This window comes from Actinoplanes oblitus, from assembly GCF_030252345.1.
Taxonomy (GTDB): domain Bacteria; phylum Actinomycetota; class Actinomycetes; order Mycobacteriales; family Micromonosporaceae; genus Actinoplanes; species Actinoplanes oblitus.
Genome location: NZ_CP126980.1, coordinates 9,595,779 through 9,608,999 on the forward strand (window position 1 = coordinate 9,595,779; position 13,221 = coordinate 9,608,999).

At 70.0% G+C, this 13,221-nt stretch carries 12 protein-coding genes; 5 read left to right on the plus strand and 7 right to left on the minus strand.

What is annotated here, in order from left to right:
* The first annotated feature begins 8 nt into the window (after positions 1 to 8).
* The gene (locus Actob_RS42875; protein ID WP_284917665.1) at positions 9 to 1,100 is read left to right on the plus strand and encodes a calcium-binding protein; all 1,092 of its coding nucleotides are present in this window, start codon (positions 9 to 11) and stop codon (positions 1,098 to 1,100) included.
* Positions 1,101 to 1,162: 62 nt separating this feature from the next.
* On the opposite strand, the gene Actob_RS42880 is transcribed toward Actob_RS42875, so the two are convergent.
* Both Actob_RS42880 and Actob_RS42885 read right to left on the minus strand, forming a co-directional pair.
* Complete coding sequence (locus Actob_RS42880) at positions 1,163 to 3,409, minus strand: Ig-like domain-containing protein (protein ID WP_284917666.1); 2,247 nt, start codon at positions 3,407 to 3,409, stop codon at positions 1,163 to 1,165.
* A 170-nt stretch (positions 3,410 to 3,579) separates the two neighbouring features.
* A complete protein-coding gene (locus Actob_RS42885) occupies positions 3,580 to 4,077 on the minus strand; it encodes a Pycsar system effector family protein (protein ID WP_284917667.1) in 498 nt (165 codons plus the stop codon).
* A gap of 468 nt (positions 4,078 to 4,545) precedes the next feature.
* Between Actob_RS42885 and Actob_RS42890 the strand changes: the two genes are divergently transcribed.
* The 4 genes from Actob_RS42890 to Actob_RS42905 are packed head-to-tail and all read left to right on the plus strand — an operon-like array spanning position 4,546 to position 10,040.
* Positions 4,546 to 5,244 carry a hypothetical protein gene (locus Actob_RS42890; protein WP_284917668.1) on the plus strand — a complete coding sequence of 233 codons (699 nt, stop codon included), beginning with the start codon at positions 4,546 to 4,548 and terminating at the stop codon, positions 5,242 to 5,244.
* Complete coding sequence (locus Actob_RS42895; RefSeq protein WP_284917669.1) at positions 5,237 to 7,309, plus strand: hypothetical protein; 2,073 nt, start codon at positions 5,237 to 5,239, stop codon at positions 7,307 to 7,309. Before Actob_RS42890 ends, Actob_RS42895 begins: the two co-directional genes overlap by 8 nt.
* 9 nt (positions 7,310 to 7,318) lie before the next feature.
* Entirely contained in the window at positions 7,319 to 8,698 is a 1,380-nt protein-coding gene (locus Actob_RS42900) for a hypothetical protein (RefSeq protein ID WP_284917670.1), read from the plus strand.
* Positions 8,688 to 10,040, plus strand: coding sequence for a DUF4407 domain-containing protein (locus tag Actob_RS42905; RefSeq protein ID WP_284917671.1), 1,353 nt, complete (start codon positions 8,688 to 8,690; stop codon positions 10,038 to 10,040). Before Actob_RS42900 ends, Actob_RS42905 begins: the two co-directional genes overlap by 11 nt.
* On the opposite strand, the gene Actob_RS42910 is transcribed toward Actob_RS42905, so the two are convergent.
* The 5 genes from Actob_RS42910 to Actob_RS42930 form a co-directional block, all read right to left on the minus strand.
* Positions 10,041 to 10,736 carry a Crp/Fnr family transcriptional regulator gene (locus Actob_RS42910; RefSeq protein WP_284917672.1) on the minus strand — a complete coding sequence of 232 codons (696 nt, stop codon included), beginning with the start codon at positions 10,734 to 10,736 and terminating at the stop codon, positions 10,041 to 10,043.
* Positions 10,737 to 10,858: 122 nt separating this feature from the next.
* Positions 10,859 to 11,167, minus strand: a complete 309-nt coding sequence (locus tag Actob_RS42915; protein WP_284917673.1) for a hypothetical protein — start codon at positions 11,165 to 11,167, stop codon at positions 10,859 to 10,861.
* A 90-nt stretch (positions 11,168 to 11,257) separates the two neighbouring features.
* The gene (locus Actob_RS42920; protein ID WP_284917674.1) at positions 11,258 to 11,461 is read right to left on the minus strand and encodes a cold-shock protein; all 204 of its coding nucleotides are present in this window, start codon (positions 11,459 to 11,461) and stop codon (positions 11,258 to 11,260) included.
* 433 nt (positions 11,462 to 11,894) lie between these two features.
* Positions 11,895 to 12,599 (minus strand): alpha/beta fold hydrolase, encoded by a 705-nt coding sequence (locus Actob_RS42925; protein ID WP_284917675.1) that lies wholly within the window; start codon positions 12,597 to 12,599, stop codon positions 11,895 to 11,897.
* A gap of 49 nt (positions 12,600 to 12,648) precedes the next feature.
* Positions 12,649 to 13,110, minus strand: a complete 462-nt coding sequence (locus Actob_RS42930) for a RidA family protein (RefSeq protein ID WP_284917676.1) — start codon at positions 13,108 to 13,110, stop codon at positions 12,649 to 12,651.
* Positions 13,111 to 13,221: the final 111 nt, after the last annotated feature.

Consider the following 13,221-nt stretch of genomic DNA (forward strand, 5'->3'; position numbering starts at 1 on the left):
GGACTGCCATGCCCCGACTCGCCTGGACGGCGGCCGCCGGTATCACCTTGACCACCATGGCCGCGGTCGGGACGGTCGCCTCCCCCGCGCAGGCGGCCACCGGTGGCGTCGCCTCGGTGACCTCCACGACCCGCGTCCAGTACAAGGCGGCGAGCGGCAAGCAGAACCGGGTGGTGATCACCCGCTCCGGCCGGACGATCACGATCGACGACCAGGTCGCGGTCACCGCCGGCAAGGGCTGCAAGAAGGTCAAGGGCGACCGGACCAAGGTGCGGTGCACCACGCCGAAGGCGCCCACCGGGGTCACGATCTACACGTACGACCGCTACGACGTCATCGTCAACGACTCGGACCTGCGGATGAAGGCGTACAGCGGCACCGGGAACGACACGGTGTTCGGCGGCTCGCGGCGCGACGAGATCCAGACCGGCAGCGGCAACGACAAGGCCGACGGCCGGGGCGGCAACGACACCCTCTGGGGCCTGACCGGCAACGACACCCTGCGCGGTGGCACCGGCGACGACCAGCTGTGGGGCCTGGAGGGCAACGACCGGCTCTACGGCGACGCGGGCGGGGACATCCTCGAGGGCGGCCTCGGCCGGGACTACCTCAACGCGGGCGACGGCAACGACTCGCTCCGCGGCGACGAGACGCAGAAACCGGGAACCGTCGCGGCCGACCTCCTGCTCGGCGGGGCCGGCTGGGACCTGGTCAGCTACAGCGAACGCACCAGGGCGGTGAGCATCGACGCCGACGGCGTCAAGGGCGACGACGGGCAGTCCGGTGAGCACGACAGCATCGGTGCCGACGTCGAGTCGTTCTTCGGTGGTTCCGGCAACGACCGGATCACCGGGAACGCCGGGGACGGCTCGTTCTCCGGCGGTGACGGCAACGACGTGATCCACGGCGGCGCCGGCAACGACTACATCGCCGGTGGCGAGGGCGCCGACAAGCTGTACGGCGACGCCGGTGACGACTCGCTGGACGGCAGCGACTACGACAAGCAGCTCGCCGACCTGCTCGACGGCGGCGCCAACAACGCCTACGGCGACCACTGCGAGAAGGCCACCAAGGACACCCGGGTCCGCTGCGAGAACTGACCTGGTGACAGCGAAGCGGGCCGGGACGTGCACTCGCACGTCCCGGCCCGCTTCGCTGTCTGTCAGCGGCGGTACGCCCGCCCGGCCGAGTACCGGACGTTGCCCGCCTTGTCGTAGGCGCGCAGCCGTACGGTGAACTTCTTGCCGTACTTCGCGGGGTTCAGCACGAAGCGGTAACCGGCCGTGCTGTCGGTGGCCACCACCTTGCCGTTGACCAGCAGCTGCACCTTGGCCACGCGGTTGCGGTCGCTCGCCGACGCCGCGATGGTCACCTTCTTGGTCAGCTTCGACCTGTTCTTCGGCGCCTTGGTGAGCGCGAGCGTGGGTGCGGTGTTGTCGACGATCACCGTACGCGTGACGCTCGCCGAGTTGCCCAGCTTGTCGACGGCCACCCAGGTGATCGTCTTGGTGCCGTCCGGGCCGGACGACAGCCGTACCGACGTCACCGGGCCGCTGCGGCCCTTGAGGTTCGTGACCGCGACGCCGTGCGCGTCCGCGGCCCGCAGCGAGGTGACGTAGGTGGCGCCCCGGATCAGGGCGTGCTGACCGGGCGTGACGGTCATCGTCGGAGCCGTCTTGTCGATGCTCACCGGGAACGATCGGGTCGAGGTGTTGCCGGCGGCGTCCCACACCTGCAGCCGCACGGTCGCGGTGGCGGCGGGGAAGGCTCGCGCGTCCCAGGCGAAGGCCGGGCTGCTCGACTTCAGGACGCCGTTGACCGACCATTCGGTCCGGACGATCGGCGACTCGTCCTGGATCGTCGGCTTCAGCGTGCTGACCGCCCCGAGCCAGCCCGCACCGGTGTCCAGCCGGTTCGTCGAGTACGCGCCGGCGAAGTCGACCCGGGCGATGACCGGCGCCGTGCTGTCCACCGGCTTGTCGACCACGACGTAGTCGGTGGCCAGCGTGGCGGTGTTGCCGGCCAGGTCGGTGAGAACGAACCGGGGCGAGGCGGCACCGCTTGTCGCGTTCCAGGTGTAGGTCCGGGACGCGTCCGGCAGGTGGTGAACGCCCGATCCGTCGATCGCGTCGACGCGCCAGACGTCGCCGGCAACGCCCGACAGGGTGATGGTGACCGGTCCGCTGTACACCGACGACCCGGCCGCCGGCGCGAAGGTAGCGGTGGGGACGACGTTGTCGACGTGCACCTTCACCGCCTTCTCCGCGTAGTTGCCCGCGGCGTCGGTGGCCCGCACGGTGACGGTGGCGTCGGTGTCGCTGGGCAGGCTCGCCAGCGAGGCCTCGCAGCCGCTCCGCACCGTGCAACTCGCCGGAAGGGAGCCGTTGACGCTCGCCGCCAGCTCGGTGACGCCGACGTTGTCGGCTGCCGCCGGGTGGAAGACCAGGTTCGCCGGGACCCGCTGGCCGTCCAGGAGCCCGGTGTGCACGACCACCGGTTTGGCCTGGTCGACGCCGCCGTCCGGGATCGGGTTCGCGGTCAGCAGGGCGGCGTCGTTGGACCTGTCCAGGTCGTCGAGGCGCTGGCACTGGCACGGCGGGTTCACCACGACCGTGCCCCGGGCGTCCGCCACCACCTTGTTGATCTTCAAGGTGAGCGTCCAGGTGGCGGTGGTGCCGGCGGTCAGCAGGGATGGCGACGCGCAGACGTAGTGCGCAGCGTCGTCGCCCCGGCCGCACTCGTCGGGCGCGCTGACGACCGAGGTACCCGCCGGAAGGGCCACCTCGACCTCGGCGGGTGACCAGCCACCGCGGCCTCCGTCGAGCGAGGCCGGGCCGTCGTTGCGGACGCCCACCGTGGCCGGCACCTGGTCACCGACCGCGCCGGAGACCGCGTCGCCGATCGCGACGAGGTCAGCACCGTTCGCGCCGGTCACCGTGACGTCGATCGTCTGCAGGGAGTCGTCAGCCCGGTCGCCCGGCTGCTCTGCCTCCTGCAACGGGAGGACGTCGCCGACGCCCGCGGCACCACCCTCGTGGCCCGCGACCTGGTCCGCGGTGAGCCACTCGAACTGACCGTTCAGGCTGCCCGGCGCGTAGGTGTCCGCCCGAACCCGGTACGGCAGCACCACCCGGTAGCTCTTGCCCGGCTCCAGCGTCCGGTCGAACGTGCAGAGGGTCGGTGCCCCTTGCTCGTACGCACAGTTGGCGAACTGCTCGGTGGGCTCGAAGCCCCGGAGGGTGTAGAGCGCGACGCCGACACCGGTCAGTGCCGTGGCGCCCGTGTTGGTCACCGACAGGGCGACCTCGAAGTCGCCGCCGGGCGCCGCGCTGAGCTGCTGCGCCGCGCCGGCGCGCAGTACCGGACCGGTGGCCGCGTGGGCCGGGGCCGCCAGAGCGGCGGACGCCACAGCGGCAGCCGTCCCGGCAAGGGCCCAACGAAGGAGAGAGTGCGTCAACGGGTTCCTCCCGTACCAACCCTGAAGATCAAGTCGCCGCATCGTAGGAGACTTCGATGTGGACCGTTGCCCCGTCGCGCACTCATGGTCGGGTCGATACCGTATCGTTGCGAAGCTGGTGCTCAGGTCAGCACCACGACCATCACGAGCAGGAAACCGATCATCGTGGCGGTCAGCGCGGCCTGCATGAGCAGGTGTTTGAGCCAGTTCGCCCGCGACATGGCCACCAGTTGCCGCGCCACCTGCTCGACCTGTCCCGGCACGGTCAGCCCGAGCAACTGGGCGGCCAGCTCGGCGGGGTCGCGCCGGCGCAGATCGCCGAAGAAGATGGTGCCGCCGGCACCGCCGCGCCGCCCGCCCAGCACCGGGAAGACGACCGCCGCGGCGAGCAGCGCGGCGACCGCGCACAGCACCACCGCCACGGCCAGCATCGTCAGCCGCGGACCACTCAGGACCTGGACGAAACTGTCCTTCTGGATCCGCGCCGACAGCATCGCGCCCAGGATCAGCCCGTTCAGCGCCAGCAGGATCGACGCCTTGGTGTCGACCTTGCCGGCCCAGCTCTCCTGCGCGGCGTGCGCCCGCCAGGCCACCTCCAGATTGATGCGCTCCCGCTCCATTTCACCACCCTTATCGGGTACGGCACTCGCGTCGCCTGTGGGGGCGGACTGAATCTGCCTCATAGCTGAAGGGATAGCACGCGCGCACCACTCGAATGTCACCGAAAACGTGAAACCCTTCGACAGCCGGCGCCATTTTGATGATCGACTCGGAAGCGGTCGGCCGGGCGTACCTCGTGCCGTCAGCCGTCCGTCCGATCACTGGCGCTTCATGGCTGCCGGTAGCGGTCTGTCCGTCTCGCGGAGCTGGTCAATCCACCGGTTTCGGACAGGAAACGCGCACGGCAGCATCTAGGACGCAGCCGCTCCGAACAGTTTCCCCAGACTCCGACTTTTGCGGTTATCGGAATCTAGATCTTGTAGTTGGCTGACAGCTCGGGAATGCGGGCCCCGAATTCCGGGGCGAAATCAAAAGAGCAGGAGAACTCCGTGCGGGGACGCATCGCCGGTCGTCGGCCATTACTTTCCGTGGACGCGCGTGGCTATGGTGCGGCCGACGGCCGGCGGCAGATCGCCATTCAGCGCGGGCTGGTCGACCTCCTCGACGACAGCGCCGAGGCGGCCGGCCTGCGGCGCTCCGCCTGGGAACGGCAGAAGGCGGGCGACGGCGAGTTCGCGGTGCTTCCGGCCGACGAGCCGGAGAGCGTGCTGATCGACGGCTTCGTCCGCGCCCTGGCCGACCGGGTGGCCGACTACAACGAGGACCGGCGGGACGAGGCGCGGATGCGACTGCGGCTGGCCATCCACAACGGCATCGTCGAACCCGCCGCGAACGGCTACGCCGGCGCCGGAGCCGTGGTCGTCGGCCGGCTCTGCGACGCCGCGCCGGCCAAGGCCCTGCAGGACGCCCTCCCGGAGGCCGGCCTCGTGGTGATCCTCTCCAACCGCGTCTTCCTGGACACCGTCGCGCAGGGCCACACGGCGTTGCGGCCCACCCGGTTCCGCAAGGTGCGGGTACGGGTCAAGGAGTACCAGGACGACGCCTGGCTGCACGTTCCGGACCTGGACATCCGGGCCGTCGACCTGGGCGACGGCACCCGGCCGGAGAGTCCGCCCCCGCCGCCCGGGCCGCCTGGACCACCCGGGCCGCCCGCCTCGGTGGTCAACAACTTCTACGGCGAGACGGCCGCCGAGGTGATCGGCGTACAGGTGCGACACCATGGCTGAGGAGGCGGACGCGCCGGCCGCCGAGGAGTCCGGCGGGAGTTCCGCCGACGACACCGGTGGGCAACGGAACGGCAAGGTCGCCGAGCCCGGGGACACGAAGAAGATGGCCGACGTCTTCAACGTCTTCCTGGGCGCGGTCGAGGCCGGGACGATCGGCCAGCAACACGGGCCCGCACAGCGACGGACGCGACTCCGATCGGCGACCGGCAAGATCGACGACGACGAGGTGCGTACCGATACCGAGTTCTTCTGCCGGCCGGAGAGCTTCGACGAGGCGTTGAAGCGGTTGTCCGCCGATCACGTCGTGGCGATCCGCGGTGCGATGGGGATCGGCAAACGCACCGGTGCGATCAACCTGCTGCGTGCGGTCACCACCGGACAGCTGGTCATCATGTCCTCGGTCAGCGACCTGAAGGAGCTGGCCTCTCTCAACTACGTGAAGGGGCACGGCTACCTGATCGTCGACCGGGTCGACGGGCGGGCCGGTGGCGACATCGACTTCCAGTGGCGCACCGTCCGTGATCAGGTACGCAAGGCCGGCGCGCACCTCGTCGTCACGACCGTCACCACCGCCTCGGCCCAGATCGACTCGGTCGGCCACATCGACTGGAGCCGGCCCGACGTCCGGACGGTGAGCCGCGCGCACCTGGTCGATCGGGACGTCCCGGACGAGATGCTCGACGTGATCGCCGGGCATTTCGACGCCGAGTGCTCGATGGCCGACGTCATCGCGACACTGCGCGCCATCCGCAAGGGCGTCGAGCCCGAGGTGGCGCTGGACAAGCTCACCGAGACCTCGGCCCGCCGGGTCGGCGAGTGGTTCGAGGCGCACCGGACCGACCAGTCGGCGATCCTCGACGTGGCGACCGTGGCGTTCCTCGGCGCCGTCATCTACCGCGACTTCGACTCGCTGCGCCTCGGCCTGGAGGCGTGCCTCAAGGAGCACGGCGCGATAGCGCCACCGGCGGCCAAGAGCAAGAAGACCGACGAGAACGGCGGCCAGCTGCTCGACCGCCGCAGCCGGCTGCACAGCGACGAGGGGCTGGTCTGCGAGCGCCGGATCGCCGGTCCGACGAGCGACCGGCGCGTCCTGGTCTTCCGCAACGACACCTACCGGCGGCACGTGCTCGCCGAGCTCACCCGCCGGTACGAGACACCGTTCTGGAACGCCATCGCGCAGTGGCTGCACAGCCTGGTCCTGAACCAGCCGGACGCGGAGGTCGCGATCGGCCTGGCCGAACTCGCCGCCTGGGACTTCGACGAGGTCGAGCTCGCCTATCTGATCCCGTGGTCGAAGGGTGAGATCTACACGGCCGGCCAGACGACAGCGGTCTTCGTGCTGTGGGCGATGTGCTTCCGGGACGAGACGCAGCCGACCGCCCTCAAGGTCGCCAAGCAGTGGGCCAACCACGGCGACCCGAGCCAGCGCTGGGCGGCAGCCATGGCGTACAGCGGAATCCTCGGCGCCTGCGATCCGGCGCAGTCGATCCGTCAGCTGTGGCAGCTGATCTTCAGCTCGGGTCAGGGGTTCGACGAGGCCTGCTACGCGATGGCGGTGCTGTTCGGGACGCTGCTGGAGACCGGGAGCGCCGGGAAGGTGCTGACCACGCTGGACGAGCAGCTGCGCCGCCCGCCGCGCCGCCCGGCCGACCGGCGCATCACGATGTGCGCCCGGCAGGTCCTGGTCGAGGTCCTGGTCATGCGGCAGAACCGGCAACAGGTCCCGGCGACCTTCCACTACCTGGTCAAGTACCCGAAGCGGCTGCCTCTGGTGGCTCGGCTCTGGGCCGAGGGGATCTGCCACCGGCCGCACCGCCAGGTGGTCCTGCAGGCGCTCTGGCACGGCCTCAACCGGCTCCGGCACATCACCGACGATCCGATCACCTTCGCGAACGCGCTGGGTGAGGCACTGGTCTCGGCGCTGCCGCCGACCGAGATCGGCTCCTTCTACGAGCACCTGCGGATCGTGGACAGCCGGTCGGCGAACCGTACCAAGCCCATCAGTTCCCCCGCCCGGATCCTGCTCCAGGTGATCGGACGGCATTACCGCCGCAAGGCGAGTTGAGAGGTGACGATGTCCGCCTATCCGCTGGTCCGCAGCGTATCCCTGAACGACGCGCAGAAGGGCGGTCTCTTCGGGCTGGGCAAGAAGCGCCGGGTGGCGGCCGACCTGCCCAAAGCCGATCCCCACGAGGTGTGGGTGTACCGGGTCGAGGGCCGCCATGTGGTGAACCGCGGCGAACTGGCGCTCGACGACGACGACGTGGTCCGCGCCGACAGCGTCAGCCTCGTCAACGTGGGCCGGGACGTCCCGGTCACCGTCGAGCTGCGGCTTCCGTCGGCCGAGGCCAGCGACTTCACCGTCCGGGTCACGTTCGCCTGCACCGTCACGGACGCCGCCCGGGTCGTCCGCGAGGACATCAAGGCGGCGCCGGCCGTGCTCGCGTACCTGCGGCGGGACAGCAAGCTGGGTCATCTCGCGCTGAACTACCGGATGAGTGACCTGAACGCGCTGCGCCGCGACGCCACGGCGCGGATCCGGGCGTACACCGAGGTCAAGGCGCCGGAGATCAACGGCTTGGACGTACGGTTCGTCGGGATCGAGGTGCTGACCCCGCAGGAGCTCGGCGCCTTCGAGCAGAAGCGGCGCGAAGCCGAGGCGTCCTACCTGCTCCAGCGCCAGCAGGCCGGGCACCATCACAGCGCGGAGATCGAGGACGAGATCCACGCCCAGGGCATGGCGGGACGCCGTCGTGGCGCCCGGTACGTCACCGAGCAGGAGGATCAGGAGCACGGCATCTCGCAGCAGCACCGCGAGCAGCGTGCCCGGCACCGGATGACCGCCGAGGACCTCGACTTCGTCCGCCACCAGGCCGACCTCACCTATCAGTCGGTCGGCTCCGACCCGATCCGGGCGTCGCTGCTCGCCGAGGCCAAGGGCCAGGGCGACATGCGGGGGTTCGCCGAGAGCCAGGCCGCCGCCGACCGCGACCGGGTCGAATACCAGCGCAAGCAGTTCGCGCTGGACCGCGACGACGACCGGCAGGCCATCGAGTGGGCACGCCAGCAGCGTGCCCAGCAGGAGGCCGCCGACCGCGCCGAACGTCTCGAGGACAAGCGCGAGGACCGCAAGGACGCCCGGGACCAGCGTCGCGAGCAGCGCGAGGACGACCAGAAGAAGCTGGAGCTGCAGTTGGACGTACTGCGCGAGCTGGCGAAACACGGCCACCTCGACATGATCAATGTGCAGGTCGACAAGCTGGTCGCCGACATCTCCGGCGGCACGGTCTCCGCGGTGGCCACGGTGAACTACGACGAGTTGCCACCCAGCACGCCGGCTACTTCGCTGCGGGCAGCCGGCGAGGACACCGACACCGACACCGATCAGGACGACGCGGCGGTGCACCTGCCGAACCTCGACAACACCGAGGGGGATGACGACGATGGTCGCTGACATCACTGTCGACCTGTCCCGGCCGCGCGGCACCGAGCCGCCTGCCGGGCGGGCGGCCGTACCGCTGCGGGAGGCGCTGTACCGGCGCCCGGAAGCGCCCGACACCACCACGATCTCGCTGCTCGCGCGGCGGCTGATCGGCGTCCGTGAGCAGATCCTCTCCTGGGTGCCGGAGGAACGCCCGCGCTACACCCGGCTCGGCCTGATCGTGGTCAACACGGCGCTGATGGCGGCGATCTCGCTGTGGACGGCACTCACCCGCGTGGTCGACGTGCCGTGGCCGCTGGTGATCCCGGTGGCGGTCTTCTGGGGTCTGCTCGTGCTCACCATCGACAGCTGGATGGTGTCGAGCAGTCACGGCGCGCTCGGCGCCGGCCGGTGGTTCATGTTCGTCCCCCGGTTGATCATGGCGGTGCTGCTGGGCTGCGTGATCGCCGAGCCGCTCGTCCTCTGGATCTTCCATCCCGCGATCCACACCGACGTCGAGCACCACCGGCAGGAGGTGACCGGTACGGAGCGGGGCCGGTGGACCAGATGCAACCCGGTGGACGGCACCGTCACGGCCGGCCTCGCCGGGTGCGAGCAGCACCAGCTGGCCCTCCAGGGTCCGGCCGGCACCCAGGGAAAGGTCGCGTCACTCACCGCCCAGCGCACCGAGCTCGGCAAGGAGTACGCCCGGCTCTCCGCCGAACTCACCGCCAAGCAGGAGCTCGCGCAGGCCGAGTGCACCGGCAACAAGATCGCCGGCGGATCCACCTCGCAACGCCGGGGCAACGGCCCGCTGTGCAAGCAGGCCTGGCGGGTCGCCGACGACTTCGAGGCACAGAACGATCTCCCGGGGCGGCAACGGAAGATCGCTTCACTGGACCAGCAGATCGAGGCGCTGAGCCTCCGGCTCGGTGACTCACGTCAGACGTACGCGCAGGCCATCGAGAAGGGCATCGACGCGAAGGTCGAGCAGTTCGAGGGCCAGTTCGGAAAGATCGACATCATCGACGAGGCGCAGGGGCTGGAGCGCCTGTCCGAGCGCAGCGGTTTCGTCTGGTCGGCCCAGTGGCTGGTACGCATCCTGCTGATCGTGGTGGACAGCCTCCCGGTGCTCGCCAAGATGCTCAGCGGCTGCACCTCGTACGACCGGCTGGTGAACCGGCAGCTCCGCACCGGGCAGAGCTTCCACGGGCTCAGCCTGGATTACGCCGAGCACCAGGAGAAGGCGTCGATCAAGACGGCGACGGACCGGGTCGACACGCAGAGCCGCCTCGTGCGCGAGCAGCACGACGAGGACCTGGACGCCGAGATCGACCGCCGGGCGAAACGGTACGCCGACGAGATGCGCGACTGATCAGGCGCTGCTCACGCCGTCCCGGGCGGCGGCGAGCCGCTCCGGATCCTTGATCCGCACCCATCGGTAGCCGTTCTCGATCAGCCCCCGGTCGCGCAGGGTCCGCAGGGAACGCTGAACGGTGTCCGGCGAGGCGGCGCCGGCGAGCGCGGCCAGCTCGGCCTGGTTGAACCAGTTGGGCAGGAGGACCGATCCGTCCTCCTGCCCGTCGCCGCAGATGGCGATCAGGTCCAGGATCACCCCGATGAGCCGGCCGAGCACCGGACGGGTGGCGGCCTCGACCCGGCGCCGGTTCGCGAGCCGGAGTTGCTCCACGACGAGGGCGCTGAGCAGCTGTTCCGCAGGTGGGTGGGCCTTGAGGAAGGCACGCAGCGTCTCGGGCAGGATGAACCGCGCCACGATCGGGGTGCAGGCGATCACCGTGGCCGACCGCGGCTGCCCGCTCATCGCGGCCAGGTCACCGACCGGGTCGCCGGCCCCGCGTACGGCCAGCAGCACCGCGTGCGGCCCGTGCGACGCGGTGACCTTGACGAACCCGCTCAACAGGAGCAGCGTCTCGCGGCTGGCGGCACCCTCGCGGAACAACACGTCACCGCTCCGGTAGTGCCGCTCGGCGCCGAGGCCGAGCATCTCGGCGCGGGCCCGCGGTGGCAGGCGGGCGAGCAGGGTCGCCGGACGCCACCCGTCAACCGTCATGCCGCACCCCCTGACGGCCAGAATTCATCGAGGGCCGGACGACCGCAACACCGGGCCGACCGGATCCACCTCGAGTGTCCCCCGGCTCTCGCCAGTGGCAGCTGCTGCCCCACTCGGCCGGATCAGTGACCCGGGGTGATCCCTCGGGTCCGTCCAGCGTGGATGTGCTGGTTCCCTCGTTCGAGGGCCGCGTCGATCATCACGGTGAAGGGGTTGCGCAGCCGGTGCATCGCCTTCTCGTCACAGGCCGACGCATGCCGTACCGGAATGTGATCTTCCGTGGTGGGCGGAGCGAGAAACGGTGTCACCCGGTCCCCGGCGATGACGGCGGCCGGCCGCGCGAACGGCGGAATTCCGGCGAGGGTTCCGGGCACGCGCGGTGCCGTGGCAATAGTGGTCATGGATTCCTTCCGGGAACGGCCCGCGAACACATCGCAAGAATGAACCGGACCGAAATAAAGCTGGAGAATGCCGAACGGCGGCCCGCTGAACCAGTCGGGCCGCCGTTCGAAGATCGCGAATCAGAGCGCGCGAATGTTTTCCGCCTGCAGGCCGCGCTGGCCCTGGGCGATGTCGAACTCCACCCGCTGATTCTCGTCGAGGCTCCGGAAGCCGCTCGCCGAGATCGCCGAGAAATGGGCGAACACGTCGGCGCCGCCGCCGTCCTGGGCGATGAAGCCGAAGCCCTTGTCACCGTTGAACCACTTCACAGTACCTGTAGTCATGTCTGCTCCTTCGCAGGCTGTCGGAGACCGCACCTCGCGGTCTCGCACGCCGCCGCGTTGATCACCCGCGTCGGAACCGACACGAAAAACGAAAAGCGCCTGGACGGATCACAAGATCCATCAGGCGCCGAAAACGTCTACGGAAATCAAAACTGCAACTCGGCAACAGTAGCACAGAAATTCGCGGCCGCCTCCCGAAATTCTCCCGAGATCCAGCTCGGCGGTTTTGGGCCGCTCGGACGGCCGGATAAATGTTGCCCCGGGGCCGGAATTCGTTCGGCCCGCGGACCGCTGCGCGAGGCCCGTTCCGGTAACTCTCGTGGAGCCGGCCTCCCGGTGTGGCCGTGGCCCGTTTCCACAGGCCACGGCCTCCATCCCGCTCCGGATGACCTCGGTGCGGCGCCGCCCCCTCACCGGCACCGCACCGGGGACGTCAGACGATCGCGGCAGCGGCCCGCAGGATGACTTCGGCGACCGCGGCGGGCTCGGAGGCGGGGATGGCATGCGAGGCGCCGGGCAGTTCCACCTGTTCGCGGGCGCCGGCCCGCTCGGCCATGAAGCGGTGCGCCGCCAGCGGGATGTTGTAGTCGAGCTCGGGATACACGAACCAGGACGGCACTGTCTTCCAGGCCGGCTCGCCGGACCCCTCGTTGAGCGCCGCGGTGTTCAGCGGGCGCTGCGCGACGGCGTCGAGGGCCGCCCGCTCGGCAGGTACGTCGGCGATGAACTGCCGGTGGTACTTGTCCTGCCGGATGTACAGGTCGACGGTGCCGTCCGGCAGGGGCACCTCGGTGAGGGTCTCGCCGAGGGTTCCGCCGGGGAACTTGCCGGACAGTTCGCCGATGCTCTCGCCCACCTCGGGTGCGAAGGCGGCGACGAACACGAGTGCCTTGACGTGGTCATGGCCGACGGCGGCGTTGGACATGACCGCACCGCCGTAGGAGTGGCCGGCGAGCACTACCGGCCCGTCGATGGTGGCCAGGATGCTGGAGACGACGGCGGCGTCACCGGACAGGCTGCGCAGCGGGTTGGGTGCGGCGATCACCCGGTAGCCGTCGGTGAGCAGCCGCTGGGTCACCTCGGTCCAGCTGGCCGACTCGGCGAACGCGCCGTGGACGAGGACGATGGTGGGTTTCATGGCAGAGCCCTTCAGCGGATGGCGAGAACTGTGAACGGGAGCTGGGTGGTCAGGCCGCGATCTCCACCTGGAGTTCCACCTCGACCGGGCTGTCCAGTGGCAGCACCGCCAGGCCGACGGCGGAGCGGGCATGGATCCCGGCCGGGCCGAAGACGTCGTGCAGGAAGGTGGAGGCGCCATTGAGGACCTGGGCCTGACCGGTGAAGGACGGCAGCGAGGCGACGAACCCGGTCACCTTGACGATGCGTACCACCGCCTCGATGCCGACCAGCGCGTCCACCGCCGCGAGGGCGTTCAGTGCGGCGGTGCGTGCCAGGTCGGCTGCCTGGTCGACGTCGACACTGTCGCCGACCTTGCCGGTGACCGGCAGCGTGCCGCCGACGAAGGGCAGCTGGCCGGAGGTGAAGACGTACGAGCCGGAGCGCACCGCCGGCGCGTAGCCGCCGACGGGCGTGGCGACATGCGGCAACGTGATGCCCAACTCGATGAGCCGGTTGTTCCAGTTCCCCATGATGTGTGCCTCTCCTGTCGCGGCCGGGCCGGCTCCTGCTGCGCCCGTACTCGATCTCACCCGGGCCGGGCGCCGCGGAACACGCGGAAACGCACGCAGAAGTACTTCCGC

Bases quoted from the DNA above. Each gene is read 5' to 3' on its own strand.
- Actob_RS42900 (WP_284917670.1), top strand. From the start codon at position 7,319: ATGTCCGCCTATCCGCTGGTCCGCAGCGTATCCCTGAACGACGCGCAG.
- Actob_RS42930 (WP_284917676.1), bottom strand. From the start codon at position 13,110: ATGGGGAACTGGAACAACCGGCTCATCGAGTTGGGCATCACGTTGCCG.
- Actob_RS42895 (WP_284917669.1), top strand. From the start codon at position 5,237: ATGGCTGAGGAGGCGGACGCGCCGGCCGCCGAGGAGTCCGGCGGGAGT.
- Actob_RS42905 (WP_284917671.1), top strand. From the start codon at position 8,688: ATGGTCGCTGACATCACTGTCGACCTGTCCCGGCCGCGCGGCACCGAG.
- Actob_RS42910 (WP_284917672.1), bottom strand. From the start codon at position 10,736: ATGACGGTTGACGGGTGGCGTCCGGCGACCCTGCTCGCCCGCCTGCCA.
- Actob_RS42920 (WP_284917674.1), bottom strand. From the start codon at position 11,461: ATGACTACAGGTACTGTGAAGTGGTTCAACGGTGACAAGGGCTTCGGC.
- Actob_RS42875 (WP_284917665.1), top strand. From the start codon at position 9: ATGCCCCGACTCGCCTGGACGGCGGCCGCCGGTATCACCTTGACCACC.
- Actob_RS42885 (WP_284917667.1), bottom strand. From the start codon at position 4,077: ATGGAGCGGGAGCGCATCAATCTGGAGGTGGCCTGGCGGGCGCACGCC.
- Actob_RS42925 (WP_284917675.1), bottom strand. From the start codon at position 12,599: ATGAAACCCACCATCGTCCTCGTCCACGGCGCGTTCGCCGAGTCGGCC.